At 42.0% G+C, this 18,805-nt stretch carries 19 protein-coding genes and 1 pseudogene; all 20 read right to left on the bottom strand.

Features of this window, described 5'->3' with window-relative positions:
• Window positions 1-3: 3 nt before the first annotated feature.
• On the bottom strand, window positions 4-360 hold the full coding sequence (locus tag BFP75_RS18190; protein WP_099546769.1) for a four helix bundle protein: 357 nt from the start codon (window positions 358-360) through the stop codon (window positions 4-6).
• A gap of 28 nt (window positions 361-388) precedes the next feature.
• Window positions 389-1,453 carry a M20 family metallo-hydrolase gene (locus BFP75_RS18185; protein ID WP_099546768.1) on the bottom strand — a complete coding sequence of 355 codons (1,065 nt, stop codon included), beginning with the start codon at window positions 1,451-1,453 and terminating at the stop codon, window positions 389-391.
• Between the two features lies 1 nt (window position 1,454).
• Complete coding sequence (argB, locus tag BFP75_RS18180) at window positions 1,455-2,234, bottom strand: acetylglutamate kinase (protein WP_099546767.1); 780 nt, start codon at window positions 2,232-2,234, stop codon at window positions 1,455-1,457.
• A 1-nt stretch (window position 2,235) separates the two neighbouring features.
• Window positions 2,236-2,988 (bottom strand): SDR family NAD(P)-dependent oxidoreductase, encoded by a 753-nt coding sequence (locus BFP75_RS18175; RefSeq protein ID WP_099546766.1) that lies wholly within the window; start codon window positions 2,986-2,988, stop codon window positions 2,236-2,238.
• Window positions 2,985-3,929 (bottom strand): acetylornithine carbamoyltransferase, encoded by a 945-nt coding sequence (locus tag BFP75_RS18170; protein WP_099546765.1) that lies wholly within the window; start codon window positions 3,927-3,929, stop codon window positions 2,985-2,987. Before BFP75_RS18170 ends, BFP75_RS18175 begins: the two co-directional genes overlap by 4 nt.
• A complete protein-coding gene (gene proB / locus BFP75_RS18165; protein ID WP_099546764.1) occupies window positions 3,926-4,690 on the bottom strand; it encodes a glutamate 5-kinase in 765 nt (254 codons plus the stop codon). Before proB ends, BFP75_RS18170 begins: the two co-directional genes overlap by 4 nt.
• Before the next feature lie 174 nt (window positions 4,691-4,864).
• The gene (locus BFP75_RS18160) at window positions 4,865-6,061 is read right to left on the bottom strand and encodes a glutamate-5-semialdehyde dehydrogenase (protein ID WP_099546763.1); all 1,197 of its coding nucleotides are present in this window, start codon (window positions 6,059-6,061) and stop codon (window positions 4,865-4,867) included.
• Entirely contained in the window at window positions 6,058-7,185 is a 1,128-nt protein-coding gene (locus tag BFP75_RS18155) for an aspartate aminotransferase family protein (protein WP_099546775.1), read from the bottom strand. The genes BFP75_RS18160 and BFP75_RS18155 overlap by 4 nt, the downstream gene beginning before the upstream one ends.
• A gap of 150 nt (window positions 7,186-7,335) precedes the next feature.
• On the bottom strand, window positions 7,336-8,130 hold the full coding sequence (proC, locus tag BFP75_RS18150) for a pyrroline-5-carboxylate reductase (RefSeq protein WP_099546762.1): 795 nt from the start codon (window positions 8,128-8,130) through the stop codon (window positions 7,336-7,338).
• Between the two features lie 121 nt (window positions 8,131-8,251).
• Entirely contained in the window at window positions 8,252-9,226 is a 975-nt protein-coding gene (argC, locus tag BFP75_RS18145) for an N-acetyl-gamma-glutamyl-phosphate reductase (RefSeq protein WP_099546761.1), read from the bottom strand.
• A complete protein-coding gene (gene argG / locus BFP75_RS18140) occupies window positions 9,219-10,406 on the bottom strand; it encodes an argininosuccinate synthase (RefSeq protein WP_099546760.1) in 1,188 nt (395 codons plus the stop codon). Before argG ends, argC begins: the two co-directional genes overlap by 8 nt.
• 132 nt (window positions 10,407-10,538) lie before the next feature.
• Complete coding sequence (locus BFP75_RS18135) at window positions 10,539-11,156, bottom strand: GNAT family N-acetyltransferase (RefSeq protein ID WP_099546759.1); 618 nt, start codon at window positions 11,154-11,156, stop codon at window positions 10,539-10,541.
• A gap of 239 nt (window positions 11,157-11,395) precedes the next feature.
• Window positions 11,396-12,739 carry a glycosyltransferase 87 family protein gene (locus BFP75_RS18130; RefSeq protein WP_099546758.1) on the bottom strand — a complete coding sequence of 448 codons (1,344 nt, stop codon included), beginning with the start codon at window positions 12,737-12,739 and terminating at the stop codon, window positions 11,396-11,398.
• 129 nt (window positions 12,740-12,868) lie between these two features.
• The gene (locus BFP75_RS18125; RefSeq protein WP_099546774.1) at window positions 12,869-14,539 is read right to left on the bottom strand and encodes a SulP family inorganic anion transporter; all 1,671 of its coding nucleotides are present in this window, start codon (window positions 14,537-14,539) and stop codon (window positions 12,869-12,871) included.
• A 158-nt stretch (window positions 14,540-14,697) separates the two neighbouring features.
• Window positions 14,698-16,191: an alpha-L-fucosidase gene (locus tag BFP75_RS18120; protein WP_099546757.1), complete on the bottom strand. Its 1,494-nt coding sequence runs from the start codon at window positions 16,189-16,191 to the stop codon at window positions 14,698-14,700.
• 207 nt (window positions 16,192-16,398) lie between these two features.
• On the bottom strand, window positions 16,399-16,608 hold the full coding sequence (locus tag BFP75_RS18115; protein WP_099546756.1) for a DUF2892 domain-containing protein: 210 nt from the start codon (window positions 16,606-16,608) through the stop codon (window positions 16,399-16,401).
• Between the two features lie 165 nt (window positions 16,609-16,773).
• Window positions 16,774-17,400 carry a Crp/Fnr family transcriptional regulator gene (locus BFP75_RS18110; RefSeq protein WP_099546755.1) on the bottom strand — a complete coding sequence of 209 codons (627 nt, stop codon included), beginning with the start codon at window positions 17,398-17,400 and terminating at the stop codon, window positions 16,774-16,776.
• Window positions 17,401-17,476: 76 nt separating this feature from the next.
• Window positions 17,477-17,719, bottom strand: coding sequence for a hypothetical protein (locus BFP75_RS21595; RefSeq protein ID WP_123803504.1), 243 nt, complete (start codon window positions 17,717-17,719; stop codon window positions 17,477-17,479).
• A 217-nt stretch (window positions 17,720-17,936) separates the two neighbouring features.
• On the bottom strand, window positions 17,937-18,644 hold the full coding sequence (locus BFP75_RS18105; RefSeq protein ID WP_099546754.1) for a DUF6090 family protein: 708 nt from the start codon (window positions 18,642-18,644) through the stop codon (window positions 17,937-17,939).
• Window positions 18,637-18,805, bottom strand: a pseudogene (locus BFP75_RS18100) (IS1595 family transposase); the annotation flags it as partial. The pseudogene BFP75_RS18100 and the gene BFP75_RS18105, both read right to left, overlap by 8 nt.

Here is an 18,805-nt window from a genome sequence, read left to right as displayed (position 1 = left end):
TAGTTAAAAGTCACTATATTTTTTAATCAAGGCGAATGTCATTTTTTGAATTTCATCACATTGTTTAAAGATGTTCTCCATATCATCATTTTTTAAAATTCCAATTCTTTTGGAAATTTCAATCTGAGTTTTTAGTTCGTTAATAGACCCATTTGAGATTTCCAAAAAACTTCGAAATGCCTTTTTAGATTTTCTTCCAGAACCTTCGGCTATATTACTTGGTATCGAAACTGCACACCTACGAATCTGACCGGTTAATCCAAATTTCTCCGTCTCTGGAAATGATGAGGTCAGTTTATAAAGAGATTCAACCAAGTCCATTGACTTTTGCCAAACAATAAGGTCCCTATAATTATACATCTAAAAACTAATAACTATTAACTATGTACTAAAGAAGAAATCCTTCCAATATCTTAATATACAAATCTATGCCTTCTTCAATTTCCCTTACATAAATAAATTCGTCCGCGGAATGAGATCGCGTGCTGTCCCCGGGCCCCAATTTTAAGGACTGGCAACTCAATGCCGCTTGGTCTGACAGGGTAGGGGAGCCATAGGTTTCACGACCTAGGGCAATTCCCGATTTTACCAAAGGGTGGTCCTTGTCTATGGATGAGGAGTTCAATCTCAAGGAACGCTCCTTTAGCTCACAGGGGGCTTCGGCCTTCAACAAATCAGCAATTTCTTGGTTGGTGTATTTATCGTTGACACGTACATCCACCACCAGATCCACTTGTGAGGGCACTACATTGTGCTGGCTCCCGGCATTGATTTGGGTCACGGTCATTTTAACATCGCCCAAAGCTTCCGAGGTTCGGTCAAAAGAATAATTTTTAAACCATTCCAAAACCTCTATTGTATTGTATATAGCATTGTTATCGTTGGGGTGGGCAGCGTGGGAAGGTGTTCCCCTCACCACGGCATCAAAAACCACAAGTCCTTTTTCCGCAATGGCTAATTGCAGTAGGGTAGGCTCGCCCACAATGGCCACATCAATTTTTGGAAGTTTCGGCAAAAGTCCACGTAAACTATTCTTTCCCGCATTTTCCTCCTCTGCCGAAGCGACCATCAAAATGTTATGGTTCAGGTTTTCGGCATGATAAAAATAGGAGAATGTAGCCAAAAGTGATACCAAACACCCGCCCGCGTCATTGCTCCCAAGTCCGTACAATTTACCATCCTCTATATGAGGATGAAAAGGGTCTTTGGTATATGCCTGGTTCGGTTTAACCGTATCATGATGCGAATTTAAAAGTAGGGTAGGTTTGGATTCGTCCCAGTACTTATTTTTGGCAAAAACATTATTATGTATCCTTTCAAAAGGAATATCAAAACCCTTGAACCAATTTTCCAGGGCTGCAGCGGTACCTTCTTCCTCTTTTGAGAAGGATTGTATCGATATCAATTCCTTGAGTAGTTCTATAGCCTTTTCTGTAAGTACTTGCTGGTTCATGTTATAAGGTTATGGTCGTATAAAGGGCGTTGTTTTTATCCAACATGGACATATTTCCCAAACAAACCGTTTCTACATTATTCTTGAGGGCGTGGAAACAATTTTCCAGTTTTGGCAGCATTCCATCCGCAATTATACCGGTGCTTAAAAGTTCCTTGTATTTTTTGTTATCAATATGTTTTACTACGGATGTATCATCCGCAACATCCATTAAAACTCCGGGCTTTTCAAAACAATAGTAAAGGGTGGTCATGTATTTATCTCCCAATCCAATGGCCAATTCAGAGGCAATGGTGTCCGCATTCGTATTTAAGAGCTGCCCTTTTCCGTCATGGCTCATGGCACAAAAAACGGGTGTAAGGCCTGCATCCATTAGATTTGAAATGATTTTTGTGTTTACGCCATCGAGATCACCAACAAATCCAAAATCGATATCCTTTACAGGTCTTTTATGGGCCTGGATGCTATCTGCATCGGCACCGCTCAGACCAATGGCGTTGCAATGGTTGGCCTGTAATTTGGCGACAATATTTTTATTGGTAAGACCCGCGTAGACCATGGTAATGATATCCAAAGTTTCTCTATTGGTAATTCTGCGTCCACCTACCATTTTGGATTCGACCCCTAATTTTGAAGCGAGCTGCGTTGCCAATTTTCCACCCCCATGAACCAAAATCTTAAGACCTTCCAAATCCGAAAATAACCGTATGAATTTTTCCAATTCGGCTTGGTTCTCAATGACGTTGCCCCCAATTTTCACTACCGATAGTTTCTTCTTCATATCATGAATTTAAAATACCCCCGTCTATGGTCATAGCCGTTCCCGTTATCCAGGAAGCATCTTCAGAAACCATGAACAACGCTAATTTTGCTATATCATCCGGCGTTCCCAATCGATTCAATAAAGTGGATCGAGCCGCATTTTCCACCGCAGTCGCCGGATTATCAAATGCTTTTGCGGAATCCCACAGTAATGGTGTATCCACGGGTCCCGGACACATGGCGTTTACCCGTACATCAGGGCCATATTCCACCGCCATTTGTTTCATCAAGGCTATGGCACCTGCCTTGGAGGCGCAGTAAGCTGGGTGGTTTGGAAAACTTTTAAACGCGGCAATGGAAGCATTGATCAATATGTTCCCTTTTGATTGTTGTAATTGCGGTATGGCATATTTGCTAAGATAAAAAATGGCTCCCAGATTGGTGTCCATCGTTTTTTGCCAATCTTGTAAAGTGAGGTCGATTACGTTCCCTAGCCCTAAAATTCCAGCGTTCAAGGCGACTATATCCAAGGCTCCAAAGTTTGATATTGCCATCTGAACCAATTGTTCATTGTAGCTTGGCTCACAAACGTCACCCTCCAAAAAAACGGCATTCCCTAATTCTGCTGCTAGTATTGAACCTCGCTCTTTATTTCTGCCTGATAAAATAAGTTTGGCCCCTTCTTCTGAGAATTTTTTAGCAATGGCTCTTCCCATACCACTGGTGGCACCGGTAACGATACATACTTTATCTTTCAGTTTTGATTCAGTCAAGGTTGTAGGTTTTCCAGAATTTTCTTTAAAACGATTTGTGCGGAATACGTCCTGTTATTGGCCTGTTCAATCACCAAACTTTGGTCGCTATCCAAAACGGCATCTTCTACCACCACATTTCTACGAACTGGTAAGCAATGCATGAATTTGGCCGAACCCAATTTTTCCATGGTCATCATCCAGTCGGGATCTTTATTTAATACCTTTCCGTATTCGGTATAACTACTCCAATTTTTCACATAGACAAAATCCGCATTTTCCAACGCCTTTCGTTGATCATATTGAATGGTCACATTCTTGGTAATCGCCTCGTTCAATTCATAGCCTACCGGGTGGGTAATGATAAAATCGGCATCTTGCTTCTGCATCATCTCTACAAAGGAATTGGCAACTGCATGCGGTAGCGCCTTGGGGTGGGGTGCCCATGACAATACTACTTTTGGTTTTTTCTTTGTGATTTGCTCATCTAGGGTAATGGCGTCCGCCAGTGCTTGTAATGGATGACCCACCGAACTTTCCATGTTTACGATTGGGATACAGGTGTATTTTTTAAATCCGTTCAACACTACCTCCGCTTCATCCTGCTCTTTGTCAGTCAAGGAAGGAAATGCCCGTATGGCCACAATGTCACAATATTGTGAGACTACTTGCGCGGCCTCCTTTATATGTTCCGAGGTGTTTTGGTTCATGACGGTACCATCCCCGTATTCCAAGGCCCAACCCTCGCTGCCAAAATTCATCACCATGACTTCCATGCCCAAATTCATGGCCGCTTTTTGGGTGCTCAAACGCGTTCTAAGGCTGCTGTTAAAGAATAGCAAGCAAATGGTCTTGTCGGCTCCCAGATGTTTGTCGGCCCTTGGTTGGGATTTCAATATCCGAGCTTCTTTCACCCATTCAGATAGATTATCTATATCACTAATGGACAAGTAATTCTTCATATTTTGATTTTTGTAAAGTTTGATGCACCTTCAATCGCATCCAAAATAAAATTATCTTTGAGACCGTTCACGATCCATGTCTCAATCTGGGCTTTTCTGGCAATTTTGGCGGCCTCCATTTTCGACTCCATGCCGCCGGTTCCATGTGACGATTTTTCCATGCTGATTTCTTTCTCTAAATCACTAATATCATTAACCTCCAAAATGGTTTTTGGATAAGTGTCGTTAATGGTCTCTTTTAAATAAATACCATCGGTGTTTGTTGCGATGATCAATAAATCAACATTAAGTAGGCCTGCCGTTAGGGCGGCCAGTTTATCGTTATCACCAAATTTTATTTCATCCGTAGCAACGGTATCATTCTCATTGATAATGGGAATAAAATTATTTTCTACCAGCACGTTAATGGTGTTCTTTATGTTTTCCTTGGATTCGGGTTTTTCAAAGTCGGAATAAGAAAGTAAACATTGGGAGGTAAAAAGTCCCAACTCCCTAAAATTTTCTTGAAAAATGCGCATGAGGTGGGGCTGCCCGATAGCGGCCAAGGCCTGCTTAACGGTAATTTCCTGCCCATTATGCTCCAATTTTACGAATTGCTTGGCGGCCGCAATAGCACCGGAACTTACCAATATAAATTCAAAGTCGTTCTTTAGCTTTGCAATTTGCCGAGCTATATCCTCGATCTTACCTCTGGAAATTTGGTCGGTTTCCTTGGTAAGGGTGTTGGATCCTATTTTTAATAAAATTCTTTTTTTGAACATTACATTACTCGCCTTTAGCTTTTAGTCGTTTGCTTAATAATTTCTCTCATTAATAACTAAGGTCTCGACTCCGCTCGACCTGACAGAATTTTTTATTTTACCATCAACCATCAACCATCAACCATCAACCATCAACCATCAACCATCAACCATCAACCATCAACCATCAACCATTTACCTTACCTGCCCGTTCCCTTTTACATACCATTTGTTGGTTACCAAATGCTGTAGCCCAATGGGTCCTCTTTGGTGTAATTTGTCCGTACTAATGGCCAATTCCCCGCCAAGCCCAAATTCACCACCGTCCGTAAATCTAGAGGAGGCATTGTGATATACGGCCGCCGAATCCACGGACGTCATGAACGCTTCCGCTTTTTCCTCATTGTTCGTGACAATCACTGCCGAGTGTCCACCTCCGTAGGTGTTGATGGTGCGTACCGCTTCTTCCAAATCTGGAACTTGCCCTATCAATATCTTATAGTCCAAAAACTCCTCGTACCAAACTTGGACATCGGGCATTACGAATGTTCCTTCCAATCCTTCCAGTTTTGCGTCAGTCAGAATTTCAACCTTATGCTTTTTTAAGGATTGGATCAGATGTTGTAAAAACTCCTGTTTTCTAGGTAAATCCCTTGAAATAAGCACCTTGTCCAAGGCATTGCAGGCCGATATTTTCGAGGTCTTTCCATTGATGATAATGTCCAAGGCCATCTGTAAATCGGCATCCGTATCCACATAGGTAAAATTGTTTCCCCTACCGCTTACAATGACCGGGCAAGTTGCATGTTCTTTTACGAAAGCGATTAATTTTTCCCCGCCTCTAGGTACGATCAAGTCTAGTTTTTGTGTTGGGTTTTCCAAAAAAGCCTGGGTCTGTGTACGGTCGAACTCCAAATAGGTTACCCAATCCTTAGGACAATCATGTTCTTCAAGGGCTTTGTGCCAAAGATTTACCAAGAAAAGGTTGCTGTGCACCGACTCTTTACCACCCTTCAATAATATTTTGTTACCCGATTTAAAAGCGATTCCTGCCGCCTCAATGGTTACATCCGGTCTGGATTCGTAGATGATCAAAATGGTACCAAAAGGTGCTGTTTTATTGCTCACTTTTATTCCATTTTCATGGGTAAAGGAAAAGCGTTCAACACCCAAGGGGTCCGGTTCCTTAGCTAATTTTTCCAAAGCGGAAATCATGGAGGCTACTTTTATATCATCCACTTTTAATCGGTCGCCCATGGCCAAATCTGCCCCTTCATACCCATCCATATCCATTTTATTGGCGGATAGCAAGGCCGATTTTTCAATGGAAATCAATCGTGCCATGGTGGTTAGCACGGCGTTCCTCACTTTTATGTCCAACTGTTTATTCATTTCAACGCTGCTTTTAAGGCCTCAAAAAATGTATCGATATCCTTTTCGGTTATGTTTAGTGCAGGAAGGATCCGAAGCACATATTTGTCCTTGGCACCACCCGTAAATAAGTAGTGATCATAGATGAGTTTTTTTCGAAGGGCACCTACCTCAAAATCAAATTCCAACCCCAGCATCAATCCCCTTCCTTTGACCCTTTTAACTTGATGGATTTCCTTGGCTTTTTTTGTAAAGTAGCTACCTAGTTTGGCCGCATTTTCCACCAAATTCCCTTCCTCGATCACTTCCAAAACGGCCAAGGCAGCGGCACAGGCCAAATGATTGCCCCCAAATGTGGTACCCAACAGCCCATGACTTGCCTTAATGCTTTCATGCAAAAGGATTCCACCCACCGGAAATCCATTCCCCATTCCCTTTGCAATGCTGATAATATCCGGTTGTATCCCATGATGCTGAAAACCAAAGAATTTTCCACTTCTGCCGTAACCCGATTGTACCTCATCGGCGATGAGTACCACCTCATGTTCTTTGCAAAGAGAGGCGATATTTTGGTAGAATGGCGTGGAAGGCTCGTCCAGGCCACCTACCCCTTGGATCGCTTCGATAATGACGGCACATACATCGCCTTTGCTCAATTCCTTTTCCAAGCCTTCCGCATCGTCCAAGGCCAAAAAGGTAACTTGCTGCTGCTTGTTTATGGGTGCGTTGATGGATGCGTTGTCCGTTGCCGCTACCGCCGCGGAAGTCCTCCCATGAAAACTATTCTTAAAGGCTACTATCTTGGATTTTCCCGAAATAAAGGAAGCCATTTTCAAAGCATTTTCATTGGCTTCCGCACCTGAATTGCAGAGGAAAAGATTGTAGTTTTCACAACCTGAAAGTTTTCCCAATTTTTCGGCCAATTCTTCTTGAATGGGGTTTTGAACGGCATTACTGTAAAAGCCAATCTTGTCCAACTGATCCTTGATCCTTTTTACGTAATGCGGATGGGAGTGCCCTATGGAAATCACGGCATGGCCGCCATAAAAATCCAAATACTCCTGTCCTTTATCATCTGTAACCACGATTCCCTTTGCGGATACGGGTGTTACATCATATAATGGGTATACGTCGAATAGTTTCATATAATAGTTGTTCGTTTCTGGTTGTTGGTTTTTGGTTGTTCTTTCTTGATTCAAGTTCAAGTTCAAATGTCAAGAGTAGTTTCTTACGTTCTATTTGACTCTTTCACTAATTCACTAATTCACTAACTCACCAGTTCACTATTTCACTTTTTATCGTTTCTTAAACTCGGTTATTTTATCATAAGAGGCAACGATACCCTGGATCAAGGATGAACTTAATCCTTGGTGTTCCATTTCGTTCAGTCCCTGTATGGTACACCCCATGGGGGTGGTAACCCTGTCTATTTCCTCTTCTGGATGGTTGCCACTTTCTATCAAGAGTTTTGCGGCGCCGTTGCAAGTGTGCATAGCCAACTCCTGGGCTTCCTTCGCGTCAAAACCCAATTGAATGGCACCTTGGGTAGTAGCTCGAATCAAGCGCATCCAAAAGGCGATACCACTGGCACAGATTACCGTTGCCGCCTGCATTTGGGATTCCGGTATTTCCATGGAATGGCCCATCCTATTAAAAATGGCTTTGGCCAAATCGATCCGTTTTTTTCCTTTCTCATTGCTGCAGATGCAGGTCATGGATTCCCCTACGGAAATGGCCGTATTGGGCATACTTCGTATAATATAACGGTCTGAACCAATTACCTCCTCTATCCTGTCCAGTTCGAAACCCGTAATGGTGGAGATGATGACATGATTGTCCGTAAACAAATCCTTGACATTTTCCAAGATACCAACAAAATGCCCTGGCTGTACGGCAAAGATCAGGATATCGCACTTGGCTACCGCTTCCCTATTATCAGATGTTACGGTAACGTTTCCATATTTTTCGAACTCTGAAATAGATCTTAAATTACGTTTGGTAAGGTACATACTTGTGGCGCCGTTACTGTTTAAAATACCTTTGGCTATGGCGAGTCCCAGATTGCCCGCACCTATAATCGCTATTTTCATCTTCGTTGTTCGTTATTCGTTGTTCGTTATTCGTTGTTGTTTTTTCGTTGTTGGTTGAGGATAGTGCTCTGGAACCCTTCGGTTTTATTCACTATTCCATTCTTCCACTATCTCACTATCCTTAAAACACACCTGCCTTCAAATTCAATCCCAGGTTTTCTTCCAAACCTAAAATTAAATTCATGTTTTGTACCGCTTGCCCAGACGCGCCTTTCAATAAATTGTCGATGGCCGAAGTTATCAAAAGCGTATCGTTATGTTTATGCAAGTGGATATGGCAATGGTTGGTATTCACCACCTGTTTTAAACTAATTGGGTCCTTCGATACGTGTGTAAAAGCGGCATCTGTATAATAGTCATTAAAAAGCTCCTTGGCATCTTCCAAAGACCCGTTAAAATGGGTATAGGCCGTAGCGAATATACCTCTTGTAAAATTTCCTCTATTTGGCAGGAAGAATAGTTCCCCCAATGGGTTCTGCAAGGAGCGCAGGCTTTCGTTGATTTCCCCTAAATGCTGATGTGTAAAGGGCTTGTACCAACTTACATTGTTGTTTCGCCAGCTAAAATGGGAAGTATCCGACGGACTTATACCTGCACCCGTGCTTCCCGTGACCGCGTTTACATGGATATGTTCCGATAATCTGCCCGCCTTGGCCAATGGCAACAAGGCCAATTGAATGGCCGTGGCAAAACAACCGGGATTGGCAATGTATTGGGCATATTCTATATCCGATGCATTGAGTTCGGGTAGGCCATAGACAAATTGCTTTCCTTGGAAATTTGCATCGGCCTGTAAACGAAAGTCATTGCTCAAATCAATGATGATGGTCTTTTCGGAAAAGGCATGGTCTATTAAAAACTTGGAGGAATTTCCATGTCCCAAGCATAGAAATACCACATCAACCTGTAGGTTTACATCACCCGTAAATTGTAACTCCGTCAGTCCTAAAAGGTCTGGATGTGCGGTCGACAAACCTTTTCCTGCCCGTGTAGTGGAATAGACAAAATCGATTTCCACGGCAGGGTGGTTCAATAAGATCCGTATGAGTTCCCCACCAGTATACCCTGAGCCTCCAATAATACCCGCTTTAATCATTGCCTTGGTTTACATGGTTGTATATTTTACCTGCATTGGACTGGATTTTGATAAAGCCTTTGGCTTCCTCGGCCGTCCAACCCTTGTTCATTTCCCCATAGCTTCCAAAGGAGGCGTTCATAAGGTCGTGCGGGGAAGAAATGCCATTTAATCGAAACTGGAAGGGATACAGACTAACGAAAACATCACCCGAAACCGTTTTTTGGGTATCGGTCAAAAAGGCTTCAATATTCCGCATGACGGCATCCAAATAGTGCCCTTCGTGCAAAAGCATGCCGTAGAAATTTCCTTGTTGCTCTTTTTGAAACTGTTGCCATTTTGTCAAGGTATGTTTTTCCAAAAGGTGATGTGCCTTAAGAATGATCAAAGCGGCAGCAGCTTCAAATCCTACCCTTCCCTTAATCCCAATGATGGTATCCCCAACGTGGATATCCCTCCCAATGGCGTATTTGGAGGCCATGGCTTCCAATTTTTCGATATTGTTCACGGGGGTATCCGCAACTCCGTCAATGGCAACCAGCTCCCCTTGTTTAAAGGTCAGTTTAACATCGGTTGGCGTTTTTTCCTCCAACTGGCTTGGATAGGCACTATCCGGTAGGGCTTTATCAGAGGTCAAGGTCTCTTCACCTCCCACGGATGTTCCCCAGAGGCCTCTATTGATACTGTATTTTGCCTTTTCCCAAGGATAATCCACCCCGTTTTCCTGTAAGTATTTGATCTCGACTTCCCGTGCCAGTTTATTGTCACGGATAGGGGTGATGATCTCTATTTCAGGAGCAATGATCTGGAAAATCATATCAAAACGCACTTGGTCGTTGCCTGCACCCGTACTGCCATGGGCGATGTATTTGGCGCCAATTTTTTTGGCATGGTTGACTATTTCTATGGCCTGTACGATGCGCTCCGCACTTACTGAAAGCGGATACGTGTTGTTTTTTAACACGTTTCCAAAAATGAGGTACTTTACTACCTTGTCGTAAAAGGTCTGCACGGCATCGATGGAGGTATAGGTGGTGGCTCCCAATTGCAACGCCTTTTCTTCTATGTTCTTAATCTCTTCAGGAGAAAAACCACCGGTATTTACACTTACGGCATGGACCTCAAATCCTTTTTCCTTTGATAAATATTTTGCGCAATAGGAGGTATCCAATCCTCCGCTATAGGCTAATACTAATTTCATCTTTTTAATTTAAGTGTTTTTTAAAAGTCAGATGTAATTCGCCAGTAAACATCTTGGTGGGTATCAAGAATTGTTATGGCTCATTTCATATGTTTTTCTTTTGTTCCCAGACTTGGGAATATTGGTTTTTACTTATTTCTTTTTCTTCAAAAACAGGGCTTCCTTAATACTTTTGAGCCGCTTGAACGATTTACTGTTGATTTCCGTCCTTTTTTTGTCCTTTTCTTTACGTTCCGGGTCGTAAAGCATTCCGGTACAAAGACACATTTTACGTTCCGTACGGGTCAAAATATCAAAGTTTTTGCAGGTTTGGCATCCTTTCCAAAATTCAGGGTCATCCGTAAGTTCGGAAAACGTAACAGGTTGGTATCCAAGTTCGTAATTGATTTTCATCACGGCCAAGCCCGTAGTTATCCCAAAAATCTTGGCATTGGGAAATTTCTCCCTACTCAGTTCAAAAATGCGGGCCTTTATGGCTTTTGCGAGTCCTTGCCCCCTATAATCCGGGTGCACGATCAATCCTGAATTGGCTACGAATTTTTCATGTCCCCAAACCTCTATGTAACAGAAACCGGCAAATTTCTCCCCGTCCAAGGCGATGATGGCATTACCGTTGGATAGTTTTTTCTGGATGTATTCTGGAGTGCGCTTTGCAATACCTGTTCCCCGCACTTTGGCTGATTCCGCGATGGTATCGCAAATAATCTGTGCGTATTTAAAGTGTGATTCGTTAGCAACAACTAGCTTCATTGCTATAATTTAAGATTAAATAAGAAATAATAATAAGATTTTGCTCGTGCGGAAATGGACTCACCTAATTCCATTAAAAGTTTATAACCCTTACGGGCGTCTACGGCGAGATACGAACGGACTGATCGGAGTACTGATACTCTTGGAAATCGAAATATAATTGTTCTCGTTCATTATGAAAGTAAAAGTACAAATTAAATCCAACCTATCTAAACGAGGGAGGAATTTTTACAAAATGGCTACTTTTTGTTAAGTTGTGCAAAAACCTCATACCCAATAAATCCAATTACCACAGTGTATTCCAAAGCCAATAAAAGTAAATTCTCCTTATTGTCCATTTGGGAATAGGCAAAATAACTGAGGACGATCACCCCTGTCCAAATCACAGGAAATTTAAATGAATTAAAGACGCCCAGTACGAGTACGGAAATGATGTACCAAGGATGGACCGTTGTAGAAATCATGTAATATAGGGTGAGCAGCCACATCATGGAGGCCATGAGTATTAAGAGGTCCTTGTTGTTTCTTAGAAAAGTTAGGAGTAGGGCCGTAATTAAGGTTATATAGGGAACAATTTTGCCATACTCCTTTATGAATTCCCAAGGTTTTTCATCCATGGCAATGGCAATGCGTTTTACCACATTGTAGAAACCGGCATTGAATTCAAAGTTTGAAAACCAAAGTCCCACCGTTTGGGAGTAATTGGAAATAAAATCGGGGTGATAAAAAGGAACAAACAATAGGATGGAAGTTGCTCCAATGATACCATAGAAGAACAGACTCTTTTTTAGACCAAGATGATTTAGGAACAATGGCATAAAAAGAAGCGGAACCAATTTTACCGAAATGGAACAAGCCAGTACGACTCCTGCCAATTGCCATTTATTTTGGGAAAGCAGATAGAGCGACCAAACCAAAAAGAACAACATAATACCTTCAAAATGGAGGTTCCCTGTTAGTTCCAAGATAACCAACGGATTTAAAAAGTACCAGCAGATTAGGTGTGGGGAACGGTTTAGCTTTTTCAATAGTTTTCTTCCGAAATAAAAAATACCCAGATCGGCAAGTATGGTAAAGACCCTCATGACGATTATGGAGCCCATGATACTTTTACCACCAAGCAAGGCGGCCAGGGCAAAAAACAGCTGATGTAAAGGAGGATAACTGCTGTAATGTTTAGCGCTTAGGCTACCCATCCCTTGATAAAGTTCCCGGGCATTTGAAATGGGCAATTCCAAATTTTCAATCAAGGTATTCGGGACGCTTAAATAAGGATTTATTTGGTTGATAATCAGTTCTCCATCCCAAATAAACCGATAAAAGTCCTGGGATAAATGGGGTTCCAAAGCAATAAATACGAGCCTGAATAAAACCCCGGAAACCAAAAGAAATCGAAAGTTCCATTTTTCAAATTGGATAAGCTTCCAAGAAAAGAAGAAAAGGGCCGCGAAAAGCGTAAAAAGCTTTATATAGTCCGTTCGTTCAAGTTGATAGGCCAGGGTATAGTAGAATACCAATGAGAACAGCACAAAAACTAAGGGCAGTCTATGAAGTTGAATATATGTTGTTAACCTTCTGGGCACGTTTTTTAGTTTAGGTTGAACGAGCGGACAAATTTAACTGATAATTCCAACTGTAAATAAATGTAGTAATATGAAGCCCAATTGAGCAGTTTATTGAGCTAAAAGCTATTTTAACCTCAAATTTCAAAATCAGCTGGACATTTCGCCTTCTTTCAACTTCTCCCTTAGATAGGAATAACTATCTCCAATATGTTCAAAAACTTCTTCTGGGGAAATCAGGTCTGGAATAATATCCACGGCTTCCAACATATCTCTGGGCTGCTCCTTCAATCCCACCAAAATGACCTTAATATTTTCCAATTCAAGGTCCAAAATCACTTCTTCCAAGGTATATAGGCCGGTTTGGTCCATGTAGGGCACCCTGTCCATACGGATGATTACAGCTTTTACGTCTTTTGAAAGTGTCTTGATCTGGTCTTTGAAGTACGATGTAAAACCAAAGAACAAGGGTCCATATAAATGTTTGATGATGACCTTGTCCTTGTATTTATCGTAGAATTCGATCTCATCCTGCCAAGGTTTCTCTCCGTCGATCTCGGAAATATTTCCTACTTCTAGCCCTTTTTCTCCTATGTCACCGGATTTTTTCATAAACAGCAGACATGCGAGGGCAATTCCAATTCCTACCGCGTGGATCAGGCTACCAAAGGTGGTTACGGACAGTACCAATAAAAGTACGACCGCATCGGCCTTTGGAACTTTTCGTAAATGCTTCAGTCCCTTGAAATCAATGATCTTGAATCCGATGGGAATCAATAATCCGGCCAAAACAGACAAGGGTATATGAGCCGCAAGTTGCCCAAGGCCCAACAAAACGGCCAAAAGGAAAAGACCATGGAATATTCCCGATAAACGTGTCCTGCCTCCGGCATTGATATTTACAACGGTCCCTTTGGTGGCACCCGCACCGGGAATCCCGCCAATGGCCGCTGCCAACATATTTCCTATGCCCTGCCCAATAAGTTCCCTATTGCTATTGTGCTTGGTCTTGGTCATATTGTCTGCAATGACCGACGTCAAGAGGGAATCGATACTACCCAGTACGGCCAAAACCAAAGCATATTCAATGATTTTTGGATAGGCACTTGGATCTACGCTTAACACGCCCCCAAGCTGGAAAGCTGGCAATCCGGACGGAATCTCACCTATCAAGGGAACGTCCCATTTGGCAAAATACGCGATCAACGTTGCTGCGATCAGGGCCACAAGGGCACTAGGAACGGCTTTGGTGATTTTGGGAAAAATGAAATAGACCGCTATGGTTATAGCCCCCAACAAGAGGGCGTATAGATTGGTTTCGGAAGCAATTCTTGGTAAATCCTTTATGACCGATATGGTCGACTTTGCCGAGTCCATGCCCAAAAATGGAAAGATCTGTAAAATTACGATGATAAGGCCTACCCCGCTCATGAATCCCGAGATTACCGGATAGGGGAAATACTTTACATAACCCGCAATGTTCAAAAATCCAAAGACTACCTGAAAAGCACCTCCCAATAAAAAGGTCAATAAAATAACGTTCATGGCATCATCCATACCGGCGTTCATCTGCATGGCCGCAGCCACCAAGGCCGCGGATACTACGGTCATGGGGCCCGTTGGACCACTTGCCTGGGTTTCCGTTCCCCCAAACATGGCCGCGAATATTCCTACCGCAATGGCTCCGTACAATCCCGCCGTTGCGCCCAGTCCGGACTGTACACCAAAGGCCAGGGCCAATGGAAGGGCCACTACACCGGCTACCAATCCTCCAGTAAAATCGCCTTTTAAGTGCTTGGTATTGAATAATGTATTGATCATAGTGTTTCTTTTAGATTTTTCAAACATTACTATTTAAAAAGGTACTGCCCAAAATATTTACACGAGGAAGATACCAAATCTGTTCGTTTTTTTCGGGGTAAAAACCAATTTAAGCCTAGGATATGAAATACCTCCTATTAAAAAATCATATTGAAGAATTATTCCAATTTGGATACCTTAATTGTCCATGCATAAACACTAGGTGGATTCTTTCTGACGGAGTTAGGAAGGTTCACAACAAACCCTTGCTCTTTGGCTGTCCATTTCAATCCTTCTTTATATCCTAAAAGCGTGACCTTACTACCATTGGCAGGTCGGTGGGATTTTATGGTGATGCTCGAGGGCATTTCCGTTTCCCCGTCCTTTGCCAAGTAGAGGAAATAGGTGGTCCCATCATCCTGTTGCGTCATACAGATATTGTCCTCTTTATAGGGAGCTAGGGTACGACTATTGTATATGGCCTCGCTGTTGACATCCATCCATTTTCCATATTCCTGTAACAGCTCATAGGCCCCCGGGTCCCATTCCCCTTCAGGAGATGGGGCTATGTTCAATAGAAGGTTTCCGCCTTTGGCTACAATATCCACCAACATCTGTACACCTTCCTTACCCGTCATGTAGTTGGAATCAGGCGTATAGGACCATCCATCGCCCGAAATGATACAGGATTCCCAAGGATAGGGAAGTTCCTTTTCCGGCACCCTATTTTCTGGGGTCAGGTAGTTTTGGTTTTTTCCATAAACGGCACGGTCCACCACAATAAGTCCGGGTTGTTTTTCACGGGCCTTGGCAACCAGTTCGTCCATGCGGATATCCTGGGAGACCATCCTGTGTTTTATGAATCCGTTCCCAGAAGTGTTTTCCGCAAATTTTTCCGCATAGTTTTCCTCCAGGTTCTGTTGGTCACGTTTTTTTACCCAACCCCCATCGAGCCAAATGATATCTACGTCGCCGTAATCCGTCAATAATTCCAATAATTGATTGTGGGTAAACTGCACATATTTCTCCCACTTTTCAGGATACAGGGCCGGGTCATAATTTACATTTCTATCTTGCGGCGGAAAATAAGGATCCCAGTAATTTTCATGGTGCCAATCTGGTTTGGAGAAATAGGCACCTACCCACATATCCTTGGCCCTAAAGGAATCGAAAATTTCCTTGGTGATGTTGGCCTTTGGGTTATCACTAAAGGCACATTCCGGGTCGGTAACCTTATAATCGGTGTATTTGGAGTCGAACATGGAGAAGCCATCATGGTGTTTTGTGGTAAAAACAACGTAACGCATTCCGGCGGCCTTGGCGGCATCGGCCCATTTATCCGGGTCAAATTTTACGGGGTTGAAAGTCCTTTTTAGATCCTCGTACTCTTTTTTATATTCAAAATAGTTTTGGGGATTGCTCCCTTTGGTACGTTCGCACCAACCATAATCCTCCGGACAAATAGACCATGATTCCACGATGCCCCATTGGCTGTAAGCTCCCCAATGCATAAGTAATCCGAATTTAATATCCTGCCATTGATCCAGTTTTTCCAGGACCAAGGGGTCCGTTTCCGGTACATAGCGTTCATCTTCCAAAATGGCTTGGGAGAAGGAATGCATCGAACATAAAAGAAATGAAAAGAGGACAAATTTTTTTTGGGTTGTATTCATGGGTAATTGTGTTAAGACCAAAAATTGGATTATGGGTTAAATAAGCTGAAATATAGCAAATATGGGAATTAATTCAGTTCTATGAATACCTTAAGGGCCAAACGGGTTATGTAATTTTCTTATTCGGCACTAAGAAATAAATAAGGCGGCCTACCGCTGTTACGCGGTAAACCGCCATTTTTTAAATACTTTGCCGCTGCTGGAATACTATTCCTTCTTCATTGGGCATGTCCTTATTCCAAAGGGTGCATACAATGGGCAGAAGCTTATGACGCTTGTTAGTACAAATACCCCTGCAAGGACTAAAAGCACAAGGCCCAAGGTTCCCGTGATAACGTTAGTAAAATAAAGAGCTGCAATCAATACGGCAATGATAACTCTAATAATTCGGTCTGCGTTTCCCATGTTTTTTTTCATAATGGATGCTTTTTAGTTAGACAAATATTGAATCAGAAGAACCAAACCTGATATCGTTGCGATACAGGTCAAACATACGAGCACAAGTTTTGTTGCTTTGTTCTTCAAGATTCTTTTGTCAAATGTATCCATGCTTTTTAAGCTGTGCAGTGACCAAAGTCACCACTATAAAATCTCTATTCCGTTTGGATGTTGTTTCACCAAGTTTTCGGTTTCCAATTTTTTCATGGTCCGGCTAATTACCTCCCGTGCGGTCCCCAATTCATCGGCTATCTGCCTATGGGAAAGCCTTAGAGGATTATTGTTTGTAACGAGAACCTTTTCTTTTAGATATTCGAACAAGCGGCTGTCCATTTTGTCGAACAGCACATGGTGAATGGTGTCCAGTAATTCAGTGTACCGTAAATTGTATTGCTGAAAGAATAGCGTATTTATATCAGGAAACTGATTTATCCAATTGGCAACCCTTTCTACGGGAAGCAGCAAGGCCGTGGTATCTTCTTCCGTAATGGCAAACACTTTACTGGGCTCGTTTTTTAAGCTAGCGGAAAAGGACATGATACAGCTTTCGTTAGGTCGTATATAATACAGCAAAAGTTCTTTGTCCTTGTGCCTGGTAAAGACCTTGATGAGCCCCTCCAGTACTATGGGAATGACTTTGATATATTGACCTTCCCTTAAAATCTCATTTTCCTTTGGAATTTGCTTGACTATGGCCGATGCCATTATTTCCGAAACCAGATCTGGGCTCAAGTGTTGGAGTGCGTTCGCTATTTTGGTTTTTTCCTTCATTTTTGTTCGTTATGGGCATTTACCGTCTTTCGAACTATTAAAGTAGTATGCGAAATGGAGGTAAAAACATAGATTTTTAGGAAATATAGTGAAAACCGTTAACGGTGATTCGGTTATCTGGCTGGTTGTAGATATTATGAACCGGATTATAGGTCATCGATACGGCCATGGAGTGGCCGTATATATTGATTTTCAAGGTATTGGAAAAAATCCCGATTGCTATCGGGAAGATATAGCGTCCTGATATGTCGGGTAATTGAGCCTTAGCGGCGGTCTTTGGAGATAGGTCCCTTATCCTACGGTCCATGTAATCTGGCATGGCGCGGCGATGATGTCGACTGGCTTTTGGTGCGGTGATTGCGCCAGCAATGCGACAAAAGTACACCGCAGGCGTATTCGACTTCATCGGTTTGTGTATGATTTCGTTGCGTATTTCAGCAACTAATTTAGCAAATACAAATCGAATAGAAAATCCGTGAGGATTTTCGTAAGTAGGCGAGTACTAGCAATGAATTATACATGTTGTCATGCTTTCGTTATTTTTTCAATTCCTTATTAATAAGAATTTTTATTTCTTCCATATCGGATAGAATTTTCTTGAATCTTATAAGACTTTCTTTTTCCGATTCAACCTTCATAAATTGATGCCTTTCTATTATAATAAGAAGCTCGATTAAGTTTTTTTCTTCAAATACATATTCCAATAGTTTGGGTTGATTTTGTATGTTTTTAAATGCAAATTCTATACTCCCATATTTATTAGCTGCCGTTGAACCCGCTCTAGCAGCTTCATCATTATTGTATTTAGAAAAGTTTTCTGTTTCTTCTTGATATTTATCTAAACGGATTAAGTGTTCTCTAATGGTTGGTGGTATTAATTTGATGTCACCCGTATTCTGTAATGTATGTATGGTGTTAGATTTGAATTGAACATTAAATAATCGCCAATCTAAATTGTTAACTTGAGAAATTATTTGGAATACTGGCAAGTTTGGCTGATTATAAATTTCTTTGTAGGCTTTAAATTTTACCATATTAGAATCTATGGCTAAAGATGTATTCTCTATATATGCTTTGTCATTCTTAAAATCTTGTAATAATTGTTTATAATAAACCTGCCTTAAATTTTCAGTTTTTCGTTCATCATTAAGATTGTTTAATTGTAAGGCAATTAAAATACCTAGAACAACAAGGATAATTTCACCAATGGCATATTTAAGGTATTGACTTAGGCATTTAACCACTAATATTTTTGATATAGCATGGCGGGGTATTTACCATCCTGAGCATCAGGTTGTCGAATATGCCCTCCTTCATGAAGCTGCGGTTGAACCTGTAGCAATATTCGTCGAGATAGTCCTGTAGGTCCCCCACGTGGTGGTGCATCCCCCTAAGCCATGCCTTG

Origin of the sequence: Maribacter sp. 4G9 (assembly GCF_002742265.1) — a bacterium.
Lineage (GTDB): Bacteria > Bacteroidota > Bacteroidia > Flavobacteriales > Flavobacteriaceae > Maribacter.
The sequence above is the reverse complement of the archived record's forward strand: the minus strand, read 5'-3'. Positions and strand labels throughout refer to the sequence as shown.

Excerpts from the sequence above, each read along its gene's own strand:
- BFP75_RS18170 (WP_099546765.1), bottom strand. The coding sequence starts at position 3,929 with ATGAAGAATTACTTGTCCATTAGTGATATAGATAATCTATCTGAATGG.
- BFP75_RS18190 (WP_099546769.1), bottom strand. The coding sequence starts at position 360 with ATGTATAATTATAGGGACCTTATTGTTTGGCAAAAGTCAATGGACTTG.
- argG (WP_099546760.1), bottom strand. The coding sequence starts at position 10,406 with ATGAAATTAGTATTAGCCTATAGCGGAGGATTGGATACCTCCTATTGC.
- BFP75_RS18125 (WP_099546774.1), bottom strand. The coding sequence starts at position 14,539 with ATGATCAATACATTATTCAATACCAAGCACTTAAAAGGCGATTTTACT.
- argC (WP_099546761.1), bottom strand. The coding sequence starts at position 9,226 with ATGATTAAAGCGGGTATTATTGGAGGCTCAGGGTATACTGGTGGGGAA.
- BFP75_RS18160 (WP_099546763.1), bottom strand. The coding sequence starts at position 6,061 with ATGAATAAACAGTTGGACATAAAAGTGAGGAACGCCGTGCTAACCACC.
- BFP75_RS18110 (WP_099546755.1), bottom strand. The coding sequence starts at position 17,400 with ATGAAGGAAAAAACCAAAATAGCGAACGCACTCCAACACTTGAGCCCA.
- BFP75_RS18115 (WP_099546756.1), bottom strand. The coding sequence starts at position 16,608 with ATGAAAAAAAACATGGGAAACGCAGACCGAATTATTAGAGTTATCATT.
- proB (WP_099546764.1), bottom strand. The coding sequence starts at position 4,690 with ATGTTCAAAAAAAGAATTTTATTAAAAATAGGATCCAACACCCTTACC.
- BFP75_RS21595 (WP_123803504.1), bottom strand. The coding sequence starts at position 17,719 with ATGCCAGATTACATGGACCGTAGGATAAGGGACCTATCTCCAAAGACC.
- argB (WP_099546767.1), bottom strand. The coding sequence starts at position 2,234 with ATGAAGAAGAAACTATCGGTAGTGAAAATTGGGGGCAACGTCATTGAG.
- BFP75_RS18135 (WP_099546759.1), bottom strand. The coding sequence starts at position 11,156 with ATGAAGCTAGTTGTTGCTAACGAATCACACTTTAAATACGCACAGATT.
- BFP75_RS18155 (WP_099546775.1), bottom strand. The coding sequence starts at position 7,185 with ATGAAACTATTCGACGTATACCCATTATATGATGTAACACCCGTATCC.
- BFP75_RS18120 (WP_099546757.1), bottom strand. The coding sequence starts at position 16,191 with ATGAATACAACCCAAAAAAAATTTGTCCTCTTTTCATTTCTTTTATGT.
- BFP75_RS18185 (WP_099546768.1), bottom strand. The coding sequence starts at position 1,453 with ATGAACCAGCAAGTACTTACAGAAAAGGCTATAGAACTACTCAAGGAA.
- proC (WP_099546762.1), bottom strand. The coding sequence starts at position 8,130 with ATGAAAATAGCGATTATAGGTGCGGGCAATCTGGGACTCGCCATAGCC.